The following is a 26,879-nucleotide window of genomic DNA, read 5'->3' on the forward strand; positions in this document are numbered from 1 at the left end:
AAGCAGCATCACTAAGTTTATTAAAATCTTTATCGTTAATAATCATAAGACATCTTCCTCGCCATTTGAATAAATTACATTTACTGACTCAAGAGTACTACCTTTTTTTTGAACATTTCTATCTTCAACACCATAATTTTCTAATTTTTTCTCTCCTGCAACATAAATAATATCGAAGCTACATGTTTCTTTTTGCATATTTGTTATGGTTAAGATAAAGCGATATGATCCTGTCATGCTATTTTTCCCTTGATTTTCATCAAATTCTATTTTTTCCACATTTTCAAAAGTGTTTTTTAGTGCTAAAGAAGCCATACGTTCTACCTTAATTTGCTCCTTCTTTTTTTCTTCTTCTCGTTTATCCATATAAAACTTCCCTCCAATCCCTAAGCTTAAAATAATCACAGCAACTTCTATTAACCACCATTTTTTCTTTTTCAATAGATCACCACCTGTTTTTTTTATTCCTACTATTTCTATTGTCTATGCAATCATTTGTTTTATGTACTTGTTTCCTTGTAAAATATATGAAAGAAGCAGTTAGATACTTTCAACCACAGGAAATTTAATTATAACAATGATTCAATGGTTTTATGAATAGCTTTTATAAAGGATGAGAAGAGGTATTTTGATGTATCGTCATTTCCTTCTTGGTCTATGGGAGCGACTGCCATGGATTGAAAAACATCTGTGGATGGGTTTTCTTTGGTTTCGTATGCAAAATCAGTGTCTTTTCCCCTTTGCCATTAGAATCCATTACTTTAATTTTTTCTATAAAGCTAAAAGAACAGTTTTTTTCTTTATTCGGTCGTCATTAAATAACTATCCATTTAAGATATTTTGTAAAATTTTTTTCTTATTCCCATTTAGTATAATCACTGGAAGATGAAAAATTAGTATCTTTACTATCTCTAATAGTAATCCTTGAAGGTATTTCTCCCACACCTTCTAACTTGCCTTCCTTAACTATTAATAAATACACTTCTGATCCTGACAACAAGTAACTGCCATCCTTCAAATTTGTATAATTAATTGTAGAAATCAACTTTGTATCTACTTTTTCAAGTAAGGTATCTCTTTCACTCCAGCTTAAATCCTCAGAATCTGAGTTTAATTCCCAATTATATTTAACGGTAATTTCTGGTATTAACATTCCTGATCGCATTAAGTCCTCTGCTGTTAAACTGACCCAACCGCCAAATTCATGTTGATTCATTTGATGAGATTTTTTTGCTTTAGCTACAGATTGCTTTAATTCAGCAGAAGCTTCTTCCTCCCAATTTAAATAAATAGCAGAAAAATGTGGATGTTCAAAAATAGAGTTTGAATTATTCTCAACTTGAAATTCATTACTGATTCCTAATTTCTTCAGACCAGCTTCAATCTCGGTAACATAAGCTTTTAATAGATTTTGGCCAGCTTGATCATTAGCTTGAATAGTCATAAGTTTTGTATAATCCATTTCAAGGCTAACAAAAGTACTCTGAATTATGTCAAATGAATCTTGCTGATTTACTCTTAGTTCTGCACCAGCAGGAATTTCATAATCACCGTCCTTTAATTTATACTCAACACGTATGTCTCCATTTCCAAGTTTATACTGACTTATCATCTCAATAGCATAATTTTTTCCTTTAGCTTGATAACCCTTTTCTAAAATTTGTTGATAATCTTTTTCTTGCCTTGTTTCATTTATTTCATTAATTGACCACCACGTTAAGACAGGAGCTGTGATTATTCCTAATGCTATTAAGCTTGGGAGAAATTTAGTCACGCTTTTATCATTTTTGAAGTGAAAAATATCTTTTTCATTGTCTAATAAATACCCGGTTATTGCTATCCCAACAACAGAAATAGCGAAAATGACACCACTATATGTCGTTATACCATATAAACTAAACATTATTTCAAAAGGAGCAGAAAAAAATGAAATAGCACTAGCAAACGAAAATATTACCAGCGGCTTAATCAAATAAACTAGCGGACTTTGATTGTTTTTTACAATTCTTACTATGTAACGAACCAAACGGATATACGCAATAAGATATAAAAGCACAAAAATCCACATTATGATTAATATATATAGCCAGCCATACGCTGTTCGACCTTCCGTATCTCCAAAATCTATTTCAAGTAATCCATAACCTAATGTCAAAAGAAAAACAATAAGTGGGTTAAAGTACGCTTTTCTAATTATTTTCACCATAAAACATCCTTTTAAAGTATTTTATTCACTATTTGTGTCCATTTATAAGTCTAATTTATTCTTTCTTCTAATCTATTTGCTTCTTCCCAAAAAACTAAAGGAATAACTTAGTAACTTTCCTTCCAGATTTATCATATTTACAAGCAGAGTATAGGAACCAGTTTTATTATTACGACCAGACTTTTCAAATTCCATTTTTAAACTATCTACAAAAATTTACTCAATCCCTTAACTAATTATTTCTCTACTACAATTAAATTTTGTTGTCTTTTTTCCTCGCGCTTACCTTATATACTTTCCCTCCATAATCCATTATGTTTCATTTCTCATTACATTCATCTAAGAATAGATTACAATAAATATTACCTAAAAATAATTCTTAATTAATTATATCAATGATGTTAGTATGTCACAATCATTTTTTTAAGTCCAATCAACTCTCCTTATTTCTTTTCAGCAACAAACATTTTTCTGTTATTTTTCCTTATATATAAGGGAATAGTTTTCTGTGTTATTTAATGAAAATGACGGTCAAAAGGCTATTGCCTGTTCCCTTCCTCATCGTTTATACTAGACAAATAGGATAGAGAAATAAAAACGGCAAATTCTTTAACGATAAAATTGAATATAAATTATTGGCACTTCAACAATTGGCACCAACCGATTGTTTGAAGGCTTGTCGAGACAGCATCAACTGCCCAACAAGTTGCCAATAGCGCTAGTTCAGACAAGCTAGCTTCTTTGTTGCACTTCGATTCATTGAATTTCTTACTAGGTACACTCTTCTTTGGATTTTATTTTTAGTTGTGTTCTTAGAAGATTTTTGTAGTTGAGGCTTGTTTTTCTTGGAAATCGTTCTTTGTAGCGTTTTATTTATTCTGAAACAAAAGGAATGAAAAACGGAGATAAAGAGGTTAAAAATGAAGGTGAGTTCTGCTCTCTTTTCGATTTCAACGAAAAAGAGCATGGTGCTATTGTTAACGGTATTGGGAGCTTTCCTGATACCGTTTTTTTCTATCCTGTTTTATAACTTTTACTTATTGGAAGGAGGTAAAAATTCCTGACTATCAAATGAAAATAAAAAAAAGGCACTTCATCGCTTGGCACCAACCAAACGACGAAGCCTTGCACAGACAGCATCAACTATCCAAACAAGTTGCCAAATACTAGTACAAGAGCACTAGCTTCTTTATTGTACTCAATTTTCCTATAAATTTCTAGAGGAATGATCATTTTTTATAGGTGAAATTGGCTTTAATAGCAGTTACGCTCCTCTTACTAGGAATTTGTCAGCGGTATTAGTGGTTTTACCCGTAACATTTATTACTTTGTACACATGAATAAAAAAGAAAAGGAGTCAAATTAATGGAAAAAGTCTCACAGCATTTAAAAGCCATTCCCTATCAAGATCTTTTAGATTTACAAAACAGTGTGGAGCGCCTGCACTCCTGGCAACAACCTTTGGCCGTTCTAGACAATTTCTTTATGTACCGAACAGGGAATATTAATAAAAAACAGATTGTGAAGGAATATTACGCCTCTGCTCATTTGTTTCATGCTTTTTATATGGAGTTTAATCGCTTGATGGAGTGTGAGGAAAAGACGATGGAGAAGATCTGGCAAGGACGGAAAGTAGATCCAAGATTGATTAGGAAGTAGAAATAAGCCTGTTACCAAGAAGTTCTTAGTAACAGACCTGTTTAGCTTTAATTAAATAATATTTTCAGCATTGTAATTAATTTGATGGACAGTTGCAAGTAACTTTTCACGAATTTCTTTGTAACTGTCATCAAACAACTCAGTAATGCTTCCTACTGTTTTAAATGGTTCTTGCGTGAATTTTTCTTTCTCAAGATAACCATTTTTAGTTACATATTCGATAATTTTATTGATAAATTGAATTTGTTTTGCATTCAATTGTTTATTAGATAAGAACTCCGAAAATAGAAAGATGACTTCCTGTCTTTCTAATCCTACCATTCTTCTTATGAAGATAGTTAAAGGTTGATTGCCAAATTCTTTTTCATATTGCTCCCTACTACCAAGATCTTCCCAAAAAACTTTTTCTAACACAGCAACATCTTGTGTGGTTAAAGGGCGATTAAATCGTAATTTTTGAATAGCCATAATGTTAGCTTCCTTTAGAAAATGATTTACTCTTTCTCGATAATCATCTAGTTGATTGGCACTTAGTAAAAGGGAGGCATCTTCTTTCACATCAATAACTTCATCCGTAAAATTACTAAAATAATTTTTCTGAGTTTCTTTATCAATAAATTGAATTAACTCTCGTAACTCTACACGAATTTCTTCCATTTCTGCCATCGTAGCTTCCTGCCAAAATTCTTTTTCTTGTGCCTTTTTAATTAATTCTTCTTTCTCACAAACCGCATCAATTGTTCCTTTTTTCGCTAAATTTTTCATTGTTTCTCGAACTGTATCAACCATTCTAGTTGGATGCTTATCTGCTAAAGAACCACATTCAATCATTAAAATAGAATAATCAAAGCGTTTTGCTAATTCATTGCCTTCTTCAGCAGGAATAAGTGGTATAACATTTTCTTTCAATTCTTCAATTGAGATAGCCGTTAAAGATTTCCATAGTTTCATATTTCTAAATTTGTGAACATATCTTAATCTTAGTTTTACTTGAAAATTATGATCGTCTAAAGTACTTATCTCTTTGTGAAATTCTTCGACCAACTGATTTCGATAACTAATCAACTCTTCAGTCTGGTAATTTAAATGTTCCAATTCACGAATTATTTCTGCTTTTACTCTCCAGATTCTCTCTGTTATGGAAAAAGTATTTCCAGTCTCAGACACTTGCTTATCTAATCGGAAGAAATCAAAATTACCGCCATAGTCAAAAATTAGAAACTCAGACTTGTCTTGATAGGGTCCAAATAAATCTGGGCAAAGTCTGGTTCCTCTACCAATCATTTGATGAAACTTCACTTTAGAACGAACCTTTTTAAAGAATACTAGATTAACAATCTCAGGAACATCAATTCCAGTATCCAGCATATCAACTGAAATTGCAATTTGAGGATACTTGTTTTTTATTGAAAATGAGTCAATTAAGGATTGTGATTTGGTTTGGTAATTATCAATCACTTCAACATATTCCTCACCTTTGCTAGGGAACAATAAACGGAATCGACTTCTTATTTCTTCAGCGTGTTTATGATTAGTAGCAAAAATAATCGTTTTCCCTATCTCATCTCCACTAGAATCCCTAATCCCTTTGTTCATCAACTCATCTAACACGATATCAATCGTATGGCGATTAAATAACCAATTGTTCACTGCACTACCATCAATATCTTTTAACTCCTCTGCTTCATCTTCAAAAACTTCCTCAAAATGATTTCTTTCTTCCTCTGGCAACTCATCGTAATGAACCCCACGTTCGGGAATCTTTAGGACTGTTTCGATGGTACGATACGGAACTAAATAACCGTCCTCAATTGCCTCATCTAGTTCATAGGCAAACGTTGGAACACCATCAATTAGATCAAAAAATTCATACGTATTTTTATCAAAATCACTTCTAGGTGTTGCCGTTAAGCCAATAAGTAACGCATCAAAATGAACAAATAAATCCCCATATTTTTTATAAATACTGCGATGAGACTCGTCAAGAATAATTAAATCGAAATAGCCTGTATTAAAAAGTGGCTTTTCTTCTTTTAAGGCATACTTATTTATGGCATTAACTATAGATGGATAGGTTGAAAAAACCATGCGACTACTTTCTAAGATTGCTGGTTGAGTTGTTTCTGTTAATTTACAAATGGTTAAAGAAGGTAGTAATTTTTTGAAGTTACTGTAAGCTTGATTCACTAAAGCTGTCCGATCTGCAAGAAATAGACAATTTTTGACCCAATTATTTTTTGTTAGGATATCTACTAAAGAAATAGCAGTTCTAGTTTTTCCTGAACCTGTCGCCATTACTAACAATGCTTTCCGCCGATTATCTTCAAAATCAGAACAAGTGTTGGCAATCGCTTGTTTTTGATACGGTCGGTTAGTTATATCATCATTAATCATTTCAGAATGAAACTGCTTCTTGTTATTTCTACGACCAACCATCAATTCCAACTGATCTTGTGTGTAAAAACTCGAGACGATTCTTGCAGGATATGGCTTTTCAATCATCGTTAGCTCGAAGCCATTGCTACAAAAAATAATCGGGTAGACGCCTGTTTCTTTCTCTAGCCCCTGTGCATAGTCCATCGCTTGTTTACGTCCTGCTTCATTATCTATCGCTGTTTTCTTTGCCTCAATGATCGCTAGAGGTTTACCATTTTCTCCCAATAATACATAGTCTATTTTACCTGTGTGTGACTTAGTTGTTTCTAAATGAGAGACAGAACGTTCTTCTTGAACATTTTCACCAAGTTTCCAACCAGCTCGCTTTAATTCCAGATCAATGTAGTATTTTCTAGTCTCTGCTTCCGAGAGCTTGCCTACTTCATAAATTTCTTCGAATCGCTGACCTACCAATCTTTTTTCTGTTATCTCTTTGCGTTTTTCTTGGGATTGTAACCTTAATTCTTTTAACGGTAAGTCATTTAATGTTAATTCTTCTTGATAGCGTTCTACTGTTTTAGCGTTTTCTTTTGTTTTTATTTTCTGGTTACTAGACAACAAAGCTTCGTTAAATGTTCGCTTTTGATAAAAGTCACCATAGGTATAATCAATCCAATTGACAAATTCAAACAAATTTCGTAAAACAACTACTGCTTCATCCCGTTTTACAGGTTTGCTGCTGTGAATAGAAGTATTCCCCAATTTTCGAATGAAATTGATCAAAGGATATAATCCTGGTGTCATAATTTTTCTAAAGTTTGGAGCAGCTATTAGATGGTATAAGTCATCTTTAAATGGAATAACCATGTCATTATCAAACTGGTAAACCCACCTGACAGCTAATTCTAAAGCTCTTCGTGCCCCGACTGCACAAAAAACTGTATTAGTTCCAATCAATTCTTCTGCTTCTATACATGCATCAGCGAAGTCCGCAAAATCTTTGTCTTTTTTCAAAAAACTAAAATTTGACATTCCCAACCCTCCACTTTTCGTTTTAAGATCCTATTCTGGAAATAATTCTCCTTTAAAAGCTTTCTGCATCAAAGCATTAAAATTATTCTCCATTTCTTGTAAACTTTCCTCCATCACTTTCTTTTGAGCTTCAATTTCTTCCACAATTGAAGCGAATTTATTTTGAAGATCGATTGGCGGAGCTATAACAGATAAATTAGATAAAATCTTTAAATTAATATTTTTTTGAGCTGATTCAGGAGCAGAATTTTCTATAATTTCCTGAAAAAATGAAAACCATACATTTATAAAGATTGAATTTGTTTTTTCATTAGCTATAAATCCCACTACGCTATCAGGGAAACAAGAATTAAAAGTTAATATCCCTGTTTTAGCAATATTAGCAGCTATTGTAATACATAATGTTCCTTTTCTCCATAACTTACTTTGTTCTAATCCCAATTTTGAATATGTTGATTTATAATCATATATATAAATATACGAATTAGCAATATCTCCTGTTTGAATAAGTGGATATTCGCCTCCAAGTAATTTTTCATCATTCCTTGGACGATGCTTTGAAACACCCCTACCCAACTCCCCTAAATTTGACAGATTAAACATCTCCCAATTTTTATCATTAACCACAGGATCTCCAAACATTTCATAAAAAACACTTTGAATCAACTGATCCATGGCTTCCAGTTGCTCTTTTCGCTTTTCGATTAATGAACTGGCTAAATCGAGTGAGTCTGCTATTTTTTGTTGCGACATTATATCATCATGGATTTTTACTTTAAAATTTGAAAAATCTGATTTATTTATAATTGGTACTATTGGAGCATTTGCTATAAAATTCAACTTTTTTCTATTGAAAAGTAACAAATAAGCTAAATATCTATGATCAATAACTTTTTCATTAGGAATAATTGCATTTATTTGTTGATTAAATGCGACCTCATTCTTATTTACAATTGCTATCTTTCCAATTATTCCTATACAAGTTACTAAAATGCTTTTTTTGGGAGCTATCCTAGCTTTATCTTTAGCACAAAATGAAATATAACATTTTGAATTATTCAAAAAATTTATTGATTGTCGATAAGGTAGATCATCTGGTTTTACAAACGAAATATCAGAATTCATATAATACTCTTTTTTCTTCTTTGGAGGAGTATTTCCAGTAATAACTGAACCTAGCTCATACAAATAAGCTTTTCTCATTATTTCTCACCTATCTTTAAATTCAAGTCAGCTATATTTTTTAATATTTCATCTTCTAATATGGATATTTTTTCTAAAATTACTTCTGGCTTCTCATACTCTACTTCTTCATACTCAATCTCTTTGTATTTATTAATACTCAAGTCATAATCATTTTCTTGAATTTCTGCTAAAGGAACAAAGAAGGATTTATCAGTCCGCTTCCTCTCTGTTTCCTCTTCCAAATGAGTAAAGCGTTGGATAATATCAGGAAGATCATTGTCCTCAACCACTGTTCTTTTATCGTCTAAACTATAGCCATCTGCCTGCATATCATAAAACCATACTTTTTCAGTCTTACTAGCGGAACTGGTTTTTGTAAAAATCAAGATGGCCGTTGAAACCCCTGCATAGGGTTTAAATACACCACTTGGCATTGAGACCACCGCATTTAATTGGTTCTCTTCCAATAACTTTTTACGAAGCTCCTTATGAGCTTTAGAAGAACCGAATAACACGCCATCAGGGACAATAACGGCTGCACGACCTCCTGGTTTTAAAATTCGTAAAAACAAAGCTAAAAAGAGCAACTCTGTCTTTTTCGTCCTAACGGTCGTCAATAAATCATTCGCTACCGAATCATAATCTAAAGAGCCTTTAAAAGGTGGATTTGCTAAAACTAGTGAATATTTATCGGTCTCTAAATTGTCTTGTGATAATGAATCACGATAGGCAATTTTAGGATTATCTACTCCATGCAACATCATATTCATGGCACCAATTCGTAACATGGTACTGTCCATATCATTGCCATGAAACATTTCTGTATGGTAATGCTCAGCTAGCTTTTCATCGAGGAATAGCTCATTATGATTGGCTCTCATATATTCACTAGCAGATACTAAAAAACCTGCTGATCCCATAGCAGGATCAATGATTGAATCTTCTGGCGTTGGTTGCATCAAAGCAACAATCATTTTGATAATATGACGAGGGGTTCTAAATTGACCGTTAGTGCCAGCTTGTTGTAATTTTGATAATAAATACTCATAAATATCCCCTTGCATATCTTTATCATCTGTTGGTAGTTCATCAATAATATCAATGACTCTTTGCAACGTTGACGGTTTATTGATTAGGAAGTTTGCATCTTTCATGTAACGAGAAAAGGCTGTTTCTTCATCGTTTCCTTTTAAATTTATGATAAAAGGAAAAACTTCTTGTTGTACCAAAGTAAACATTTCATCGGCACTTCCAAGTTGTTTCAATTGATTCCAGCGATAGTTTTGTTTATCCTCTGGAAATAAGCTTTCGTAAGGTAGCCCAAGTGCAATAGCATCTTTTTCTTTCATTAATTCTGCTTTATCTAAATCTTTCATAAATAAAAGATAAGTTAATTGTTCAATGTTGGTTAAAGGATTCGTGCTTCCCTCCGTCCAAAGTATTGTCCAAATATTATCAATTTTACTCTTTATTTCACCTGTAATCATTATTTTTCTCCAATCTAAATGTCTCTTTCTTTATTATACATTATAACAAGAGGTGACCAAAGATTTAGTTTCCTCTACTAGCAACAATTTCTTCTAAATTATTCACCAATTCCTGTGTTGTCTGTCTATTTATTTCATTTCTATTCAAAAATAGTTTTGGATGCACTAAATTTCTTGCTTTTCTAATGATATGAGCTTTTTTCGCCATATCTTTCCAAGATACTCCTATTTTTCGCTCTAGTTTATTGATACAAGCACAAAATTGAACATCCTTTATATTCTGATCTAAATAATTGACTTGATCTATTTCAGATAGCCAGTCTAGAAGAAAAGCTTCTACCACAGAACCTACTAGAATAGTACTTGCTTTATAGGCCCCTATTGAATAACAAGATTTTATCTCGGCTAAATCGATATCTAAAACTTCTTTTTTTAAATTCTTATAGTAAAGTATATTTTTTTCAACTATCTCTTCCTCTAAAATTTCTGTTGCACCATTATAAATATAGCCTATTTTTTTCAAGTCTTCAAAGTAGTCATATTCTCTCATGAATTTCTCATTATCAAAAAACTGATTTATTATTGTATGATAATAATTATTGCTGTTTTTTTGTATTAATATTGGTAATTTATTTAAGTTGATTCGTGTGAGTCTAGCAACAATTGTTCCTGAATAACTCATCTCCATGATAATCTTTCCTGTCTGAGTTTTAAAATAGAAAAAAAGATAATTAGGAGATATTTTTTTAGGCCTTACTATATAGTTAAATGAATTTACCTGCATTTTATCACGAGTTTCTTTTCTTACAAGCTGTATATCCTTTAGACCAGCAGAAGGAATGATAATATCTCCTTCCTGAATTTCTATGTGATTATTAGGCCTTGTAGTATAGATTTCAGCAACTTCTCCTAATATTGTTATTTCTTCCTGTTTTAATAGCTTACGTACTTTCATATAACGATCTAAATAAAAATCAGAATGCATATATTCTTCATCAAAATCATTTGATGCTACTTCTTTAAGCTCGAACTTATCACTACAACATTTGGGAATTTGCTTTGTTTTGATCCATTTTTCAATAGCCCTCAAATACATTAAGTAATCATCACTATAATTTGAGTATGCTTCTTCATTTTTATTAACTAAACAAATAGGCTCTTTTTTATATGATTTACTATCCAGAAATACACTAACTTTCACTTTTTGACTTTTTTTCTTTGAGCATAAAAATAATGTCAGGACAGCTCCCGTACTAACCAGACAAGTACTTAAATCAAACATTCCTGTAATGTAATAATCAGATATTAATTCCTTATTTTTTTTTTCAGATAATTGATTTTGAAAAAAGACAATGGGAAACTCCTCTGGGGAATTATCTATAATCTTCTTTAGCAAAGGATCAGATTCCTTTTTTACTACTCCAGCATTTTCTCTATCTCTAATCAGACTAATAATATCTATCAATGAAAAAACTCCTTTATAAGAAAATTAATCCCCTGTTTAAGGATAGTGGTAAATATACTAATTAAATAGTTTCTTCCCTAAATAATAACTCCCGACTGCTACTAAAACGGTAACCATTAACGCCCCAAACAAGAATATTATTCCACTATAAAAAGCTTCACTCACAAAAAAACGTGCAAGTGGTACGATGAAAATAAAAAATAACACACCCATTCCTGCACTGACGATTTTTAAAAGCTGTTCTTTTAGATAAACCTTTTCTCGTCTTTCTGTGTCTGGTGGAAGTGGATTTTTCCCTCTCATTAGAGGGTTACTATATCTCGTTGCATTGGTATTTATCCGATCAAACTCACTATTCCTGATATTGGATTGATCTGCAAATTTCTTTTGATGTTCACGATTGTTCATTTTTCCACTCACCCCTTTTGACTTCGGTTGTTATTCCTGCTTAAAATTATATTTTTTTCTTTTTTGTACTTATATCTTACCATAATTTATTCGTTTCATGGAACCTCAAGGCAATTATTTTATACAAAAAAAGACCCTCTCCATAAAGTATAGAGAAGGTCTTACGTCCGGGTATAGGTAAAACATTTATTTCAGTAAATTATTTATTTTTTAAGTTGTAGAAAGATTTGATTCCTTTGTATTCAGCACATTCGCCTAATTGGTCTTCAATTCTTAATAATTGGTTGTATTTAGCGATACGGTCAGTACGGCTTAATGAACCAGTTTTGATTTGACCAGCGTTAGTTGCTACAGCGATATCAGAGATTGTTGAATCTTCTGTTTCACCAGAACGGTGAGATACTACTGCAGTGTAGCCAGCTTCTTTCGCCATTTCGATTGCTTCAAATGTTTCAGTTAAAGTACCGATTTGGTTTACTTTGATTAGGATTGAGTTAGCGATGCCTTTTTCAATTCCTTCAGCTAATTTAGTTGTGTTTGTTACGAATAAATCGTCACCAACTAATTGTACTTTGTCGCCTAAAGCAACAGTTAATTTTTTGAAGCCATCCCAGTCGTTTTCGTCTAATCCATCTTCGATAGAGATGATTGGGTATTTCGCACATAATGCTTCGTAGAAAGCAATCATTTCGTCAGTTGTTTTTTCGCCTTCGCCTGAATCAGCTAATACGTAAACGCCTTTTTCTTTATCGTAGAATTCTGAAGCAGCAGCATCCATCGCAAGAACAACGTCTTTACCAGGTACATAGCCAGCTTTTTCGATTGCTTCGATAATTACTTCGAAACCTTCTTCGTTAGAACCTAAGTTAGGAGCGAAACCACCTTCGTCACCTACTGAAGTTGCTAAACCTTTTGCTTTTAAGATTGATGCTAAAGCGTGGAAAATTTCAGCACCCATACGTAAAGCTTCTTTAAATGTAGGAGCTCCTACAGGCATAATCATAAATTCTTGGAAGTCGATACTGTTGTCAGCATGAGATCCACCGTTGATGATGTTCATCATTGGAGTTGGTAAAACTTTTGTATTGAATCCGCCTAAGTAATGATATAAAGGCACTTCTAGGTAATCAGCAGCAGCACGAGCAGCAGCGATAGAAACACCAAGAATAGCGTTGGCACCTAATTTACCTTTGTTAGGAGTTCCATCTAATTCGATCATTGCTTTATCAAGAGCCATTTGGTCGCGTACATCATAACCGATTAACGCTTCAGCAATAACGTTATTTACGTTGTCAACTGCTTTAGAAACCCCTTTACCTAAGTAACGAGTTTTATCGCCATCACGTAATTCAACTGCTTCATATTCACCAGTTGAAGCACCAGAAGGAACCATTCCGCGGCCAAAAGCACCACTTTCAGTGTAAACTTCCACTTCGATTGTTGGGTTACCGCGTGAGTCAAGGACTTCGCGAGCATAAATATCAGTAATAATTGACATGTTTTGTCTCTCCTTTGAGTTTGTTTTTATACTAAGGGGATTCCCTTAATTATGATTGTAGTGAATTCTCAGTCAGTATGCAAATATTTTTTACAAATTGGCAAAAAGAATTCGTTGGATTGAAATGAATTTGCGTAGTTTTATTATAACCACACTAAAATTGACTAATTACTAGTGAAAAGCAACAGCTTTTATTGCTCTTACTTATTTTACAGCGTCTAATAGTGCTAGGAATGAATCAGCTTCTAAGCTTGCGCCACCGACTAAAGCACCATCAACGTTTTCTTTTGCCATGTATTCAGCAATGTTTTCAGGTTTTACAGAACCGCCGTATTGAATACGAACGCTTTCTGATACTTCTTTGCCGTATAATTTTTCAACTGTTCCACGAACAACACCACAGATTTCATCTGCAATGTTTGCATCAGCAGATTTACCTGTTCCAATTGCCCAGATTGGCTCATAAGCGATAACCATAGAAGACACTTGTTCATTTGATAGATCAACTAATCCAGCAGTGATTTGTCCTTCGATCCACTCAGCTGTTTTGCCAGCTTCATAAGTTTCTAAAGATTCACCACAACAGAAGATTGGTGTCATGTTGTTAGCAAAAATAGCTTTTGCTTTTTTGTTTATGTCTGCATCTGTTTCATGGAAATATTCACGACGTTCAGAGTGACCAATAATCACATATTGAACTCCTAAATCAGCCAAAGCCGCTGGTGAAGTTTCGCCAGTGAAAGCTCCTGAATTTTCCCAGTAGCAGTTTTGAGCTGAAATTTTCAATTCAGTTCCTTCAGCAGAATTCATTAATTCTTGTAAGAATAAAGCAGGAGATCCAATAACTGAATCCACTTTATCGTTTGCAGGAATTTTAGTTTTTACTGCTTCTGCAAAAGCTTTTGCTTCTGAAGCAGTTTTATTCATTTTCCAGTTACCAGCGATGATTGGTTTACGCATGGGAAGACACTTCCTTTTCTTAGTATGGTAGGATTGGTTAAACGGTTGTCAAAAGACATTTTAGCGGTAATTTCCTTCACCTGCTGAACGTCAATGCTTGAAGTCCAACAAGTTCAGCCCCATTACTCACGTTTAAACGTTTTTTTCACAACCTATTTATTTATCGTTGATTGCTGCCAAGCCAGGTAATGTTTTACCTTCTAATAATTCTAAGCTTGCGCCGCCACCTGTTGAAATATGTGTAAATTTATCAGCAAATCCTAATTGAATTGCTGCTGCAGCAGAATCACCACCACCGATGATTGTTGTTGCATCGTTTAAGTTCGCAATCGCTTCACAAACGCCGATTGTTCCTTTTGCAAAATTACTCATTTCAAACACACCCATTGGACCATTCCAAACAACTGTTTTTGCACCAGCTAATTCATTTGTAAATAATTCAATAGATTTTGGTCCGATATCTAAGCCCATGTAGCCTTCTGGAACAGCTGCACCGTCTGTAATTAGAGTTTCAGCATCATTACTGAACTCTTTTGAACAAACAGAATCAATCGGTAAAATAAGTTTATCTCCAGCTTTTTCAATTAATTCTTTAGCCAAAGCAACTTTATCTTCTTCTACTAAAGAATTACCAATTTCATGTCCTTGCGCTTTGTAGAATGTATAAGTCATTCCGCCACCGATTAGAATTTTATCTGCTTTGGAGATTAAGTTTTCGATAACACCAATTTTGTCAGATACTTTTGCGCCACCTAAGATAGCAACAAAAGGACGTTTTGGCGACTCTACAGCTTCACCAATAAATTGAATTTCTTTGTCCATCAAGAAACCAGCCACAGTAGGAATACCTGTTGATGCAATGCCAACGTTAGAAGCATGAGCACGATGAGCCGTTCCGAATGCATCATTAACAAATACGTCTCCTAAAGAAGCCCAGTATTTACCTAATTCAGCGTCGTTACCACTTTCTTTTTTGCCATCAACATCTTCAAAACGAGTGTTTTCAAAAACTAACACGTCGCCATCTTTCATATTGTTAACAGCTGTTTCTAATGCTGCTCCACGAGTTTCAGGAACAAATGTCACTGGTTTACCTAGCAATTCAGATAAACGTTCTGCAACAGGTTTTAATGATTTACCCGCTTTGTCTTCTTCCGTTTTCACACGACCTAAATGAGAGAAAAGAATCGCTTTTCCACCATTTTCAATGACATAATTAATTGTTGGCAATGCTGCAACAATACGGTTGTCATTTGTAATAACGCCTTCTTTCAAAGGAACGTTAAAGTCAACACGGACAAGAACTTTTTTATCTTTTAAGTCTACATCTTTGATTGTTTTTTTAGCCATTAAGAAGTACCCCTATCTAAATTTAAAGTCATTTATTATTTCGACATAAAAATAAGAATAGCGGAGAAGCGCGTTGCTTCCCCGCTTATTATTTCACAGCTGTTCAAATTTCGCTAATAAGTCTTTTTAGGCTTATAGGTTAGCGAAGTACTCTAAAGTACGAACTAATTGTGCAGTATATGACATTTCATTGTCATACCAAGCAACAGTTTTCACTAATTGTTTGTCGCCAACTGTCATTACTTTTGTTTGAGTCGCATCGAATAATGAACCGAAAGTCATGCCAACGATATCAGAAGAAACGATTTCGTCAGTATTATATCCGTAAGATTCGTTCGCTGCTTTTGCCATTACTTCGTTTACTTCTTCAACAGTTACTTGTTTGTCAAGAACAGTTACTAATTCAGTTAATGAACCAGTTGCTACAGGAACACGTTGAGCAGCTCCATCTAATTTACCGTTCAATTCTGGGATAACTAAACCGATTGCTTTAGCAGCACCTGTTGTGTTAGGAACGATGTTTTCAGCAGCCGCACGAGCACGACGGAAGTCTCCACCTGGGTGAGGTCCATCAAGAGTCATTTGGTCACCTGTGTAAGCATGGATAGTTGTCATTAGTCCTTCAACTACGCCAAAGTTATCTTGTAAAGCTTTAGCCATAGGAGCTAAACAGTTAGTTGTACATGAAGCACCAGAGATAACTGTTTCTTTACCAGTTAAGATATCGTGGTTTGTGTTATAAACGATTGTTGGAACGTCATTTCCACCAGGAGCAGAAATAACAACACGTTTCGCGCCAGCTTTCAAGTGTAATTCAGCTTTTTCTTTTGAAGTGAAGAAGCCAGTACATTCTAAAACGATGTCTACGCCTAATTCGCCCCATGGTAATTCTTCTGGGTTGCGGTTAGCAAGAACTTTTACTTCTTTACCGTTTACATTGAATGATCCTTCGTGAACTTCTACTGTACCATTGAAACGTCCTTGTGTTGTATCATATTTTAACAAGTGTGCTAACATTTTAGCATCTGTTAAATCATTGATAGCAACTACTTCGATTCCTGCTACATCTTGGATACGACGGAATGCTAAGCGTCCGATACGTCCAAATCCATTAATACCTACTTTAACTGTCATTAAAGATTTCCTCCTTATGAAAATCAAAAATTTTTTATTTTAAAGGGATTCCCCTTTTAAAATCTCGTTTGCAGCAGCTTCATCTGTGATGAGCCACGTTTGTTGTGGTGCATTTTTCATATATGCCTTAATCGCTTTTGCTTTTGACTTTCCGCCAGCAATTGCTACGACATATGGGATTTTTTGTACGTCCCTCAATTGAAGACCAATCCGAGGTATTTTGTACACGACTTTCCCTTCTTCATTAAAGAAGTAACCAAAGGATTCTGCTACAGCATTTTGCTGTTTTAGCATCACCAATTCATCATCGGACATTTTACGTCTGGCAGCCATGTGCAGCGCTCGTCCAATACTGTGAATAACACAATTAGATTGGCCAATCAAATTCAAGACTTCTTGAATGGATGGTTCTAGTAATAAAGAATCATAGGTTTCCTTGCTTAGCTGCTCTGGAACATATAAGGCACGGTGGTGTCCACCTGCTTTGTTTGACATAACAGCACTAACCGTATTGGCTTGAACAGTAACTGCTTCACCAATCCCACCTCTTGCGGGAACAAACAAGTTATGTCTTTGTTCACTTTCCAAGGTAGTCATGTGTTCAGCTGCCATCGCCATCGTGGTACCACCCATTACTGCAATGATATTATTTCCATCCGGTAAAAGCAAATCTAACGAATCCGTTAAGATATCCCCAAACTCATAAAGTACTTTTTTTTGTACATCGCTGTTGCCCGCGACAACAATACATCGTTTGATATTAAAGTACTGTGATATTTTCTTTTCTATTTGATGCATACCAAGTAATTGATTCATCACAGTCTCTAATCCTTGGTAAACGGTCAGCCCTTTTTCAGTTAAGGTCATCCCGCTTTTTGACGTATCAATTAGTTGAAGATTTTTTAAAAAGTCTGTTTCTGTTCTCAAAACTCTTTCAGTAATCCCCATACTATCAGATAGGCTTCTTCGTCCAATAGGCTGCATCCAGTAAATATTTCGTAAGATATGGAATCTTTCTTGTATTACGTCAAGCATATCTGGAGCCACTGCCTCAATCATTTTCAATTCATCCAGCATGATTTGCTCCTCCGTTGGCCTTAATATGTCCAAGTAAGACTTAAAACGACCTATGAACTTTAAAAAAATAAATTGATGTTCTCTTTCTCCATATGTTAATACTTATTAACAGCTTCAAAAGTGCCCCTCAATCCAACAAAATAAGTGTAACAGTTTTTCTACTGTTTATCAATAAAAATGTCTCATTTTTTCTATATTAAATAATTTACTGAATGATTTTCTACTGTTTTTTAAGATCTGGCAATCAGTCGCCTACTTTACCATCTTCAAAATATCTATTTTTTGACTTTCTTCTTACTTTCGTCAATTCACTCACATATTCCTTCTATACTAAACTCAGATTAAATTATAGGACGAAACAACGATCAATAAAAAAACAAAAAAATAGCCTCTTAGAAAAACAACCAAGAAGCTATTTTGAAATTTATAATTGAAGGTTCTTACAAATCTTCCTCATAAAAGCGGCCTAATATTTTTACGTTATCTGAGATACTAACAAAAGCCGATGGATCAGATTCTTTCATGGCATCTTCCAAAGCTGGCAATTCAAATCTTGTCACGACAGTAATTAATATTTTTTGCTTATCGTGCTTATATGCGCCCTCAGCTTCGTTAATAATGGTAATTCCTCGACGCATTTTATTTTGGATTTCAGCAATCACTTCTTCTGGATGGGCAGTAATAATCATGACCTGCATCTTCTTCTGCTTGGTAAAGACAGCGTCCGTAACTTTCCCACTTACAAAAATCGACAAGGCACTATAAAACATGTATTGCCAACCAAATAAGTAACCTGCAACAAAAATAATCAGCGCATTAAAATAAATGGAAATAGACCCCACTGAGCGTCCTGTTTTTTTCCGAATCGTAATACTAAAAATATCTAAACCACCAGAAGACAACCCATTTTTCAAGGCAAATCCTATGCCAGCTCCCATGACACCTCCACCAAAAATCGCACAAATGATTGGATCATTGGAAAGAGTGGTTGTCGGGACAATTTGCATAAAAATAGAGGTCAACGTTACTGTGATAATAGTGAATATTGTAAATTTCTTCCCTATTTTGTGCCATGCAATGAAAAACAATGGGATATTTAGCCCATATAAGGTAATTGACACTGGAATATTAAATCCAACCACTTTAGTAGAAAGAGTCGTCAAAATTTGTGCCAAACCAGTAATTCCGCTAGAGTAAATATTTCCCGGTTGATAAAAAAAATTCATCGCAACGGATGCCAAAATAGCATAAACAATTGAAACTGAAAGCTTTGTTGTATAGTCTGTTATCGGCAAACTTTCAAACAATTTCTTCATTGGAAAATAGCCTCACTTTTTTAATTTACGTACTGATTCCATTATACGGTTTTCACTATGATAAAAAAAGGGGTATTTCCTAATAATCGACGATAATTAATAAAAGTCTAAAGAATAGAAACTTACATTCAAATGAAAAAAAGATGGGACTCTTTGTTTAAAAGTCAGTCCCATCTTTATTTATTACTCGTCCATTGCTGTTACATCAATATTCAACTCAAATAGTTGTAATGGCGCAACTGTACTTGGTGCACTTGTCATTGGATCTGCTGCTTTTCCGTTTTTAGGGAAGGCAATCACTTCACGAATATTTTCTTCTCCCGCTAATAACATCACTAAACGATCCAAGCCTAAAGCAATACCACCGTGTGGCGGGAATCCATAAGTTAATGCATCTAACAAGAAACCAAATTGCTCTTGAGCAGTCTCTTTAGTAAAGCCAAGTGTTTCAAACATTTTTTCTTGTAATTCACGTGTATGAATACGGGTCGAACCACCGCCTAATTCATAGCCGTTTAAGACGATATCATAAGCATCTGCATAAACTTTTGAAGGCTCTGTAGCAAGTAATTCGATATCTTCATCTTTTGGTTTCGTAAATGGATGATGTGCTGACACGTAACGTCTTGCTTCTTCATCATATTCAAATAGTGGCCAATCAATGACCCACAAGAAATTAAATTTAGACTCATCAATTAGGCCTAACTCTTTTCCTAAGCGAGAGCGAATAGCGCCTAATGATGCTGCAACAACTGAAGGTTTATCTGCAGCAAACATTAAAATGTCCCCAACCTCAGCATTTGTCGCTTGAATCAATTCATCTGAAACTTCAGTCAAGAATTTGGCAATCGGTCCTTTCAAACCGTCTGCTTCTACTTTTAACCAAGCCAACCCTTTGGCTCCGAATTGGCTAACGTATTGACCTAAGTTGTCCATATCTTTTCTTGAATACTTATCAGCAGCACCTTTAGCATTTAATGCTTTTACTTGTCCGCCATTTTCTAAAGCCATTTGGAAAACTTTGAAATCAACATCTTTTACAACGTCTACAATATCAATTAATTCCATGTCAAAACGTGTATCTGGTTTGTCACTTCCATAACGAGCCATTGCATCATCATAGCTAATACGAGGAAACGGTAAGGTTACTTCAATTCCTTTCGTCTCACGCATAACTTTTGCCAACATTTCTTCTGTCATCGTTTGAATCTCTTCTGGAGTTAAGAAGGTTGTCTCAATATCCACTTGGGTAAATTCTGGTTGACGGTCTCCACGTAAATCTTCATCACGGAAGCAACGAACGATTTGATAGTAACGATCAAAGCCAGCGCCCATTAGCAACTGTTTAAAAATTTGCGGTGATTGTGGCAATGCATAGAAATGTCCTGCATGTACACGAGAGGGAACCAAGTAGTCCCGCGCGCCTTCTGGTGTTGATTTTCCTAAGTATGGTGTTTCAATATCCATAAAGTCAGTATCATCTAAATAGTGACGAATTGTTTTTGTCACTTCATGACGTAGTTTCAGATTAGCTGTCATTTCTGGTCTTCTTAAGTCAAGGTAACGATACTTCATACGAATATCATCACCAACATTATTTTCATCTTCAATTAAGAATGGAGGAGTTTTAGCTACGTTTAAAATCGTAATCTCGGTTGCCATCACTTCAAATTCTCCCGTAACCATTTTAGGGTTAATCGCTTCTTTATCGCGATAAACTAGCTCTCCTTTAATTTCAATCACGTATTCACTACGGCATTTATCGGCAATTTCCCAAGCTTCTTTTGAATGTTCAGGATTAAAAACAACTTGAGCAATTCCTTCACGGTCTCTTAAATCGATAAAGATAACACCACCTAAATCACGACGTTTCTGTACCCATCCTTTTAAGACAATTTCTTTTCCAACTAAATCTGCAGAAACTTTTCCACAGTATACTGTTCTTTCAGCCATTTCATCTATTCCTCCTATTTTCCAATTGATGAGCCTGTTATACTGGCGTATTTGCCGTCATCTCATCATAAACTTCATCAAATTTTTCATAAATATCTGTTAATGGAAAAGCTTTTTCATTTCTATTTTCCATCGATTTCACATTAACAATGCCTTCACTTAACTCATTTTCGCCTAAAGTTAAAACTAATTTTGCATTTAATTTTCCAGCTGTTTTAAATTGAGCTTTCGCTTTACGATTCATAAAATCGCGATCTGCTGAAAAACCAAAATTTCGGATGGCTTGAACTAATTTTAATGATTCAATATTTGTTTCTGTTCCAAGTCCGACAATATACGCGTCAATTTCGTTAATAACTGGAACTTCAACATTCTCAGCATCCATTGTAATCAGAACTCTTTCAATCCCTAGAGCAAACCCAAAACCTGGAGTCGATGGTCCGCCAAGCTCTTCCACTAACCCATCATAGCGTCCACCGGCACAAATAGTTGATTGAGCACCCATTCCTGGTGCTTCGCTCATAATTTCGAAAATCGTATTTGTGTAGTAATCTAAACCACGAACCATGTTGCTATCAATTTCATAAGGAATATTCAAGTCCGTTAACATCGTCTTAACTGTTTCAAAGTGTTCCTTCGATGCGTCACTTAAGTAATCCAAAATAGACGGTGCTTCTGTTACAATTGCTTTATCTTTTTTATCTTTACTATCTAAAACACGTAATGGATTTTCATGTAAGCGTCGTTTAGAATCATCACTTAATTCTGCCATTTTTGGTTCTAAATAATCAATTAACGCTTGGCGATAAGTAGCACGCGTTTCTTTGTCTCCTAAAGAATTAATCACTAATTTGATTTGTTTAATTCCTAATTGATTGAAAAAGTCTAACGCCATTGCCATGCTCTCCACGTCAACGGCTGGGTTTTCACTGCCAAATGCTTCTGCACCAATTTGGTGAAACTGACGTAAGCGGCCTGCTTGAGGACGTTCATAACGGAACATCGGTCCCATATAGTATGTTTTATAAGGTTTCGAAAATTCTGGTCCAAACAGTTTGTTTTCCACAAAAGAACGGACAATCGGTGCTGTTCCCTCTGGACGTAGCGTGACATGTCGATCTCCTTTATCATAAAAATCATACATTTCTTTTGACACGATATCCGTTGTATCTCCAACACTACGTGAAATCACTTCATAATGTTCAAAAATGGGCGTACGAATTTCTTGGTATTGATAGTCACGGAAAATCAACCGAGCAGTTTCTTCAACAAACTGCCATTTTTCTGACACCCCTGGTAATAAGTCATTCGTTCCTTTTGGTCTTTGGTAACTCATTTTAACCTCTCCTTGGATAGTTTTTATTCGGTAAAAAAATAGTATTTTCTACAAATTTAAGATGGATAAACAGATTCATTTGTTATACACGCTATGTTAAAAAAAGAAAATACGCCCTCGTATTGTTACAATACAAGGGCGCATGAATAGTCATACACGGTACCACCTAAAATTTGAAAGATTTCTCTTTCCTCTAACGATTAACGCTCGTAACGGAATGGCTTTTCTTCCATTCATCTCCAGAATGTCTTTCAATTTCTTTTGTGAAGTTACTTTCAGCCTAGATAACTTTCTCTTTTCTTGCTTATAGAAATTTACTCGTTCTTTCATCGATTTTCCAGTATTATATATAAACTACTAAAAAATATGCTAGAAGTCAAGAGAAAATGGAGAATTCTATTTTTTTGCTACCTTTCATCTTAGGTTCTATTTGCAATGTTTTAATGCTTGTGCATCATTTCGTGCGCAATATCCGCACCTGTCATTTGTTCTGGATAATAAGTTGGCCAATTTCCTAATTCTTTTAAAAGAGTTTCGTGACTCTCGTTTCCAAAATATAAATGAAAATGGCTTACTTTCGTTGGTTCTATTTCATGATCGCTAAATTGAATACTTTTTGGTGCTTCTTCATCCCCAGCTTCTTTACTAAATAAATAGCGGACGCCTCTTTTTCCTGATTCATAGGTTAGAATTTCATAACCTTCGTATTTATACTCGCCTACATGTGATTTGTCTTTTTGATGAAAAGCAACTGTATTTTCTTTTATGTCTATCTTCTCTACTTCTGTTTGAAATCCTTTTGCATAGTATTCTTTATATTCCGAAAAAGTTTTCTCATTATTTTCTTTTTCTTTGTTTTTAAAAACTTCATCTAATGTGCCATCAAGAACATAGGGATAAGCGGATTGCCACTGACCTTCCCAATCTGCTAAGCTACGATCTTTCACTTCATCATCTGTAAATCCTTCCTCATGATTATGCTTATGCTGGTGTTTATCTATTGATTCTTCTGTTTTATTTGATGAATCTTTATAAGAAGACTCCTTTACTTCTGAATTTTCTGTTCCTTTACAACCACTAATCAATAGAATAACCAAAGTACCTACCAATAAAATTTTTGAAATTCTTCTCTTTCTGAGCTTTTTCACTTAAAATCCCTCTCCCATTCAATCATTTTTTTACTGCTATACTAAACAAAAAATAGACGACTCCTTTCAGTTTTACTCGATACAAAACGTAACGATTACGATTTAATCGCTTCATTCTATATTATTGAATTAAAAAAAGCAATAGCAAAAAAAGATTAGAACAAAAAACTTCGATGAGTTTTGTTCTAATCTCTTAAAATATTAATAAATAGCAGCTACAGAGACAACTCTATTGAAAAGAAATACCTCTTTCAGCTTCTCTTTTTTACCTTTGACGTGTATCAATAATAATTGTTACTGGACCGTCATTGGTTAATGCTACTTGCATGTCTGCTCCAAATTCTCCAGTTTCTACAGGGATGTTTTCAGACTTCAGCTTTTCATTAAACAATTCATATAACGGAATCGCAACTTCTGGTCTGGCAGCTTCAATAAAACTTGGACGATTCCCTTTTTTAGTCTCAGCATAGAGGGTGAACTGAGATATACTTAAAATACTCCCTGCCACTTCTTGAATGCTTTGATTCATTTTTCCTTCATGATCTTCAAACACTCGTAGCTTACTAATTTTACGAACTAAATACTCCACATCTGATTCATTATCTTCTTGATGAATACCTAAAAGAATCATAAATCCATGTGTAATTTCTCCGACAGTTGTTTGATCAATTGTCACTTTTGCTTGACTCACTCGTTGGATAACTGCCTTCATGTTTCACTTGCCTCCTTAGCCGTTGGTTCGACGAACATTATAAATGTCTGGAACGCTCTTAATTTTATCGACAATTGTTTTTAAATGGGCTAAATTCTGTATTTTTAAGGTCACATGAATCATGGCCATTTTATTTTTCGTTGGTTTCGCTTCTACACTGACTAAGTTTTTGGTCATAGCGCTAATGACTTGTAATACATCATTAAGCAAGCCACTACGATTGTAGCCGTATATTTCTAAATCCGCAGCGTATTCTTTTTTAAGATTGTTAGAATCTTCCCACTCTACTTCAATCAAGCGTTCAGCTAATTCTTCTTGGTGTTGAACATTAGGACAGTCTGCCCGATGAATCGAGATTCCGCGCCCTTTTGTTATATAGCCAACAATTTCATCTCCAGGAACTGGGTTACAACAACGACTAATACGAATCAATAAATTCTCAACACCTTGAATCACAATACCGCCTTCATGACGTACCTTCATTTTCTCAGGTTCTTTTTTCACCGGTTGATTCATTAGCTCTTCGGCTTCTTGTTTTTGTCGCTCTTGTTCTTGCACTTTTCGTTCCTTTTCAGTTAAACGATTTGTGACTACTTGAGCACTAATTTCACCATAACCAACAGCTGCATATAAATCATCGTCCGTTTGAAAATTAAAGCGATCCAATGCTTCTGCCATTTTATGTTTATTCAAAAAATCTTTCGGTGTGAAACCATGCTCTAAAAGGTATTTGCTAAGAATATCGCGTCCTTTGATGATATTCACTTCGCGATCTTGTGTTTTAAAGAATCGTTTAATTTTATTTCTCGCCTTACTAGTAGCAACCATTTTCAACCAATCTCGGCTTGGTCCAAATGAATTTGGAGAAGTCAGAACTTCAATAATATCTCCATTTTTTAAGGTATAATCTAATTGCACCATTTTTCCATTTACTTTTGCACCGGTGGTTTTATTCCCTATTTCAGTATGCACACTGTAAGCAAAATCAAGGGGACCTGAACCTTTAGGCAACTCTGTTACGTCTCCATTTGGGGTGAATACGTAGACTTTATCGCTAAAAATATCTCCTTTAACACTTTCCATAAAATCAGAAGCATCATAGCTCTCATCTTGCAATTCTAAAATTTCACGGAACCAACTTAATTGTTTACCATCTGTATCTTCTTCTACTTTATCCGTCTTACCTTCTTTATAAGCCCAATGAGCCGCTACCCCAAATTCAGCAATCTGGTGCATTTCATGCGTTCTAATTTGAACTTCAACTGGATTTCCTTTAGGACCAATCACAGTTGTATGGATGGACTGATACATATTTGCTTTTGGCATGGCAATATAATCTTTAAACCGACCTGGCATTGGTGTCCACTTAGTATGGATCGCACCTAAAACAGCATAGCAGTCTTTGATTGAATCAACAATTACACGAATCGCTAACAAATCATAGATTTCATTGAACTGCTTTTTCTGATCTTTCATTTTTCTATAAATAGAATAAATATGCTTTGGTCTTCCATAAATTTCTGCATAAATCTCTAAATCTTCTGTAGCTAAACGAATATCTTCCACTGCTTGTTCAACGTAATCTTCACGTTCTTCGCGTTTACTTTGCATCAAATTAACTATACGGTAATATTGATTAGGATTGATATATCTTAAAGCGGTATCTTCTAGCTCCCACTTAATCCGACTAATCCCTAAACGATGAGCAAGTGGTGCATAAATTTCCAAGGTTTCTTGCGCAATTCTTCTTTGTTTATCATCACGTAAGTGCTTCAACGTTCTCATGTTGTGTAATCGGTCAGCCAATTTAACCATAATGACACGTAAATCCTGTGCCATAGCTAAAAGCATTTTACGGTGATTTTCTGCCAATTGTTCCTCATGGGATTTATATTTAATCTTCCCTAACTTGGTTACACCATCCACAAGCATCGCAACGTCTGCACCAAATTCTTTTTTCAAATCCTCTAATGTAACATCTGTATCTTCTACTACATCATGTAAAAAACCTGTTGCTACCGTATGAGGATCCATATGTAGCTCGGCTAGAATACCTGCTACTTGAATGGGATGAATAATATAGGGTTCCCCTGATTTTCTGACTTGCCCCTCATGTGCTTCTTCCGCATATTTATAAGCTTTTTGAACAAAAGTAACATGTGGAGGAGCCATATATGTTGAGACAATTTTTATTACTCCTGGGCCTGTCATTATTTCTTCCTTTGGCATATGTGTCACTCCTTTTTCTTGGTGGTCCGATGTCCATTATCTCTACGTCAGCTTTACTTCCTAGAATAATGGCACTCCTTTTTCTTGGTGGTCCGATGTCCGCTATTCCTAACTCGCTTCGCTCGAAGGATAGTGGCTCTCCTTCTCCTTGGTGGTCCGATGTCCTTTATCTCTACGTCAGCTTTGCTTCCTAGAATAGTGGCTCTCCTTTTTCTTAGTGGTCCGATGTCCGCTATCTCTACGTCAGCTTTGCTTCCTAGAATAGTGGCTCTCCTTTTTCTTAGTGGTCCGATGTCCGCTATCTCTACGTCAGCTTTGCTTCCTAGAATAGTGGCTCTCCTTTTTCTT

At 34.7% G+C, this 26,879-nt stretch carries 21 protein-coding genes and 1 other annotated feature; of the genes, 2 read left to right on the top strand and 19 right to left on the bottom strand.

All coding sequences use genetic code 11. From position 1 onward, the window contains the following. Nucleotides 1-42: 42 nt before the first annotated feature. Both BCR26_RS10315 and BCR26_RS10320 read right to left on the bottom strand, forming a co-directional pair. Nucleotides 43-441, bottom strand: coding sequence for a hypothetical protein (locus BCR26_RS10315; RefSeq protein WP_069698906.1), 399 nt, complete (start codon nt 439-441; stop codon nt 43-45). A 415-nt stretch (nt 442-856) separates the two neighbouring features. Further along, complete coding sequence (locus BCR26_RS10320) at nt 857-2,203, bottom strand: energy-coupling factor transporter transmembrane component T family protein (protein WP_139124929.1); 1,347 nt, start codon at nt 2,201-2,203, stop codon at nt 857-859. An 895-nt stretch (nt 2,204-3,098) separates the two neighbouring features. Between BCR26_RS10320 and BCR26_RS18545 the strand changes: the two genes are divergently transcribed. Beyond that, a complete protein-coding gene (locus tag BCR26_RS18545) occupies nt 3,099-3,236 on the top strand; it encodes a hypothetical protein (protein WP_169818885.1) in 138 nt (45 codons plus the stop codon). 335 nt (nt 3,237-3,571) lie between these two features. After that, nucleotides 3,572-3,865 (top strand): hypothetical protein, encoded by a 294-nt coding sequence (locus BCR26_RS10325; RefSeq protein WP_069698908.1) that lies wholly within the window; start codon nt 3,572-3,574, stop codon nt 3,863-3,865. 51 nt (nt 3,866-3,916) lie between these two features. Here BCR26_RS10325 and BCR26_RS10330 read toward each other — a convergent pair whose 3' ends face one another. From BCR26_RS10330 to BCR26_RS18770, 17 genes are all read right to left on the bottom strand, one after another. Beyond that, entirely contained in the window at nt 3,917-7,273 is a 3,357-nt protein-coding gene (locus BCR26_RS10330; RefSeq protein ID WP_069698909.1) for a DEAD/DEAH box helicase family protein, read from the bottom strand. A gap of 30 nt (nt 7,274-7,303) precedes the next feature. After that, complete coding sequence (locus BCR26_RS10335; RefSeq protein ID WP_069698910.1) at nt 7,304-8,476, bottom strand: restriction endonuclease subunit S; 1,173 nt, start codon at nt 8,474-8,476, stop codon at nt 7,304-7,306. Further along, nucleotides 8,476-9,945 carry a type I restriction-modification system subunit M gene (locus BCR26_RS10340; protein ID WP_069698911.1) on the bottom strand — a complete coding sequence of 490 codons (1,470 nt, stop codon included), beginning with the start codon at nt 9,943-9,945 and terminating at the stop codon, nt 8,476-8,478. Before BCR26_RS10340 ends, BCR26_RS10335 begins: the two co-directional genes overlap by 1 nt. 64 nt (nt 9,946-10,009) lie before the next feature. Then, entirely contained in the window at nt 10,010-11,410 is a 1,401-nt protein-coding gene (locus BCR26_RS10345) for a restriction endonuclease subunit S domain-containing protein (RefSeq protein WP_069698912.1), read from the bottom strand. A 57-nt stretch (nt 11,411-11,467) separates the two neighbouring features. Further along, complete coding sequence (locus BCR26_RS10350) at nt 11,468-11,818, bottom strand: hypothetical protein (protein ID WP_069698913.1); 351 nt, start codon at nt 11,816-11,818, stop codon at nt 11,468-11,470. Nucleotides 11,819-12,017: 199 nt separating this feature from the next. Continuing rightward, nucleotides 12,018-13,316: a phosphopyruvate hydratase gene (eno, locus tag BCR26_RS10355; RefSeq protein ID WP_069698914.1), complete on the bottom strand. Its 1,299-nt coding sequence runs from the start codon at nt 13,314-13,316 to the stop codon at nt 12,018-12,020. Nucleotides 13,317-13,520: 204 nt separating this feature from the next. Beyond that, nucleotides 13,521-14,276: a triose-phosphate isomerase gene (tpiA, locus tag BCR26_RS10360; protein ID WP_069698915.1), complete on the bottom strand. Its 756-nt coding sequence runs from the start codon at nt 14,274-14,276 to the stop codon at nt 13,521-13,523. A gap of 156 nt (nt 14,277-14,432) precedes the next feature. Next, nucleotides 14,433-15,626, bottom strand: a complete 1,194-nt coding sequence (locus tag BCR26_RS10365; protein ID WP_069698916.1) for a phosphoglycerate kinase — start codon at nt 15,624-15,626, stop codon at nt 14,433-14,435. Between the two features lie 132 nt (nt 15,627-15,758). Continuing rightward, nucleotides 15,759-16,760 (bottom strand): type I glyceraldehyde-3-phosphate dehydrogenase, encoded by a 1,002-nt coding sequence (gene gap, locus BCR26_RS10370; RefSeq protein WP_069698917.1) that lies wholly within the window; start codon nt 16,758-16,760, stop codon nt 15,759-15,761. Between the two features lie 39 nt (nt 16,761-16,799). Beyond that, nucleotides 16,800-17,837 (bottom strand): sugar-binding transcriptional regulator, encoded by a 1,038-nt coding sequence (locus BCR26_RS10375; protein WP_069698918.1) that lies wholly within the window; start codon nt 17,835-17,837, stop codon nt 16,800-16,802. A gap of 440 nt (nt 17,838-18,277) precedes the next feature. Continuing rightward, a complete protein-coding gene (locus BCR26_RS10380) occupies nt 18,278-19,153 on the bottom strand; it encodes a YitT family protein (RefSeq protein ID WP_069698919.1) in 876 nt (291 codons plus the stop codon). Nucleotides 19,154-19,336: 183 nt separating this feature from the next. After that, complete coding sequence (aspS, locus tag BCR26_RS10385; RefSeq protein ID WP_069698920.1) at nt 19,337-21,106, bottom strand: aspartate--tRNA ligase; 1,770 nt, start codon at nt 21,104-21,106, stop codon at nt 19,337-19,339. A gap of 37 nt (nt 21,107-21,143) precedes the next feature. Continuing rightward, the gene (hisS, locus tag BCR26_RS10390; protein WP_069698921.1) at nt 21,144-22,442 is read right to left on the bottom strand and encodes a histidine--tRNA ligase; all 1,299 of its coding nucleotides are present in this window, start codon (nt 22,440-22,442) and stop codon (nt 21,144-21,146) included. 131 nt (nt 22,443-22,573) lie between these two features. Further along, nucleotides 22,574-22,781, bottom strand: a binding site (T-box leader). 101 nt (nt 22,782-22,882) lie between these two features. Further along, complete coding sequence (locus tag BCR26_RS10395) at nt 22,883-23,590, bottom strand: ZinT/AdcA family metal-binding protein (RefSeq protein ID WP_069698922.1); 708 nt, start codon at nt 23,588-23,590, stop codon at nt 22,883-22,885. 265 nt (nt 23,591-23,855) lie between these two features. Beyond that, nucleotides 23,856-24,302 carry a D-aminoacyl-tRNA deacylase gene (dtd, locus tag BCR26_RS10400; RefSeq protein WP_069698923.1) on the bottom strand — a complete coding sequence of 149 codons (447 nt, stop codon included), beginning with the start codon at nt 24,300-24,302 and terminating at the stop codon, nt 23,856-23,858. A gap of 15 nt (nt 24,303-24,317) precedes the next feature. Further along, a complete protein-coding gene (locus BCR26_RS10405; protein ID WP_069698924.1) occupies nt 24,318-26,531 on the bottom strand; it encodes a RelA/SpoT family protein in 2,214 nt (737 codons plus the stop codon). Nucleotides 26,532-26,584: 53 nt separating this feature from the next. After that, nucleotides 26,585-26,879, bottom strand: a 295-nt coding sequence (locus BCR26_RS18770) for a hypothetical protein (RefSeq protein ID WP_211272301.1), incomplete at its 5' end; no start/stop codon positions are given.

Origin of the sequence: Enterococcus rivorum (genome assembly GCF_001742285.1) — a bacterium.
In the GTDB taxonomy this organism is placed as follows: Bacteria; Bacillota; Bacilli; order Lactobacillales; family Enterococcaceae; genus Enterococcus_L; species Enterococcus_L rivorum.

Excerpts from the sequence above, each read along its gene's own strand:
- BCR26_RS18545 (WP_169818885.1), top strand. The coding sequence starts at position 3,099 with ATGAAAAACGGAGATAAAGAGGTTAAAAATGAAGGTGAGTTCTGCTCT.
- BCR26_RS10325 (WP_069698908.1), top strand. The coding sequence starts at position 3,572 with ATGGAAAAAGTCTCACAGCATTTAAAAGCCATTCCCTATCAAGATCTT.
- BCR26_RS10330 (WP_069698909.1), bottom strand. The coding sequence starts at position 7,273 with ATGTCAAATTTTAGTTTTTTGAAAAAAGACAAAGATTTTGCGGACTTC.
- BCR26_RS10335 (WP_069698910.1), bottom strand. The coding sequence starts at position 8,476 with ATGAGAAAAGCTTATTTGTATGAGCTAGGTTCAGTTATTACTGGAAAT.
- BCR26_RS10340 (WP_069698911.1), bottom strand. The coding sequence starts at position 9,945 with ATGATTACAGGTGAAATAAAGAGTAAAATTGATAATATTTGGACAATA.
- BCR26_RS10350 (WP_069698913.1), bottom strand. The coding sequence starts at position 11,818 with ATGAACAATCGTGAACATCAAAAGAAATTTGCAGATCAATCCAATATC.
- eno (WP_069698914.1), bottom strand. The coding sequence starts at position 13,316 with ATGTCAATTATTACTGATATTTATGCTCGCGAAGTCCTTGACTCACGC.
- tpiA (WP_069698915.1), bottom strand. The coding sequence starts at position 14,276 with ATGCGTAAACCAATCATCGCTGGTAACTGGAAAATGAATAAAACTGCT.
- BCR26_RS10365 (WP_069698916.1), bottom strand. The coding sequence starts at position 15,626 with ATGGCTAAAAAAACAATCAAAGATGTAGACTTAAAAGATAAAAAAGTT.
- gap (WP_069698917.1), bottom strand. The coding sequence starts at position 16,760 with ATGACAGTTAAAGTAGGTATTAATGGATTTGGACGTATCGGACGCTTA.
- BCR26_RS10375 (WP_069698918.1), bottom strand. The coding sequence starts at position 17,837 with ATGCTGGATGAATTGAAAATGATTGAGGCAGTGGCTCCAGATATGCTT.
- BCR26_RS10380 (WP_069698919.1), bottom strand. The coding sequence starts at position 19,153 with ATGAAGAAATTGTTTGAAAGTTTGCCGATAACAGACTATACAACAAAG.
- aspS (WP_069698920.1), bottom strand. The coding sequence starts at position 21,106 with ATGGCTGAAAGAACAGTATACTGTGGAAAAGTTTCTGCAGATTTAGTT.
- hisS (WP_069698921.1), bottom strand. The coding sequence starts at position 22,442 with ATGAGTTACCAAAGACCAAAAGGAACGAATGACTTATTACCAGGGGTG.
- dtd (WP_069698923.1), bottom strand. The coding sequence starts at position 24,302 with ATGAAGGCAGTTATCCAACGAGTGAGTCAAGCAAAAGTGACAATTGAT.
- BCR26_RS10405 (WP_069698924.1), bottom strand. The coding sequence starts at position 26,531 with ATGCCAAAGGAAGAAATAATGACAGGCCCAGGAGTAATAAAAATTGTC.